The sequence below is a fragment of the Corynebacterium halotolerans genome, from assembly GCF_050107895.1.
GTDB classification, from domain to species: Bacteria; Actinomycetota; Actinomycetes; order Mycobacteriales; family Mycobacteriaceae; genus Corynebacterium; species Corynebacterium halotolerans_B.
The window spans coordinates 1-1,143 of sequence record NZ_JBNILW010000039.1 but is presented as its reverse complement, the minus strand read 5'-3'; the positions used below and the strand labels follow the sequence as shown (position 1 = coordinate 1,143).

Here is a 1,143-nt window from a genome sequence, read left to right as displayed (position 1 = left end):
CAAAACGCCGGCCCAGGCAGGCTACTCCACGACCACCAGCAGGTCCCCGCCCTCAACCTTCTCGGGCTGCTTGAGCACCACCCGCTTGACCACCCCATCAACCGGAGTCGTGATCGTGGCCTCCATCTTCATCGCCTCGATCACCGCCACCGCATCACCGGCAGACACCTCCGCGCCCTCCTCGACGCTGATGGTGACCACACCAGCAAACGGGGCGGCCACATGCCCGGTCACAGCCGGGTCCGCCTTCTCCGCCGCCGCCGTGACCGACTCCACCGACCGATCCCGGACCTGCAACGGCCGGATCTGACCGTTGACATTACACACCACCCGGCGCATACCCTTGTCATCCGGCTCGCCCACCGCATCCAGGCGCACCACCATCGCGGTATCCCCCGGAATCCGGATCACCGTCTCCACCCCCTCCTCCAGACCATAGAGGAACGGCGTGTCATCCAACCCGGAGATGTCACCGTACAGACGACGGTGCTCCTGGAACTCCTCGAACTGCTTCGGAAACAGCAACCGCGACAACGCCTCCCGACGCACCTGATGATCCTCCGCACACAGGTTCCCCCGCTCCTGCTCCGGGACCTCCACCAGATGAGTGGTCTTCTCCGCACGCCCGGCCAGCGCGCGGCTGCGCAACGGCTCCGGCCACCCACCGGGCGGAGTTCCCAGCTCTCCACGCAGAAACGCAGTCACCGAATCCGGGATGTCATAGCGCTGCGGATCAGCCGCGAACTCGGATACCGACACCCCCGCACCCACCAGGTGCAGCGCCAGATCCCCGACCACCTTCGACGACGGAGTGACCTTCGTCGGCCGCCCCAGCAACTCATTGACATCGGCGTAGGCGTTTTCAATCAACTCGAAACGATCCCCCAGCCCCAACGCCGTGGCCTGGGTCCGCAGGTTCGACAACTGCCCACCCGGAATCTCATGACGGTACACCCGCCCGGTCGGACCCGGAATACCGGACTCGAACGGCGCATACAACTGCCGCACCGCCTCCCAGTACGGTTCCAGGTCCCCGACCGCGTCCAACGACAACCCGGTATCCCGGTAGGTGTCGGCGAACGCCGCCACGATCGCCGACAACGACGGCTGCGAGGTCGTGCCCGACATCGGCGCCGACGCCCC

Annotated in this window: 1 protein-coding gene; it reads right to left on the bottom strand. The window is 66.3% G+C overall.

What is annotated here, in order from left to right:
* Positions 1 to 21: 21 nt before the first annotated feature.
* Positions 22 to 1,143, bottom strand: a 1,122-nt coding sequence (locus tag ACQCVD_RS15430; RefSeq protein WP_426824667.1) for a biotin/lipoyl-containing protein, incomplete at its 5' end; no start/stop codon positions are given.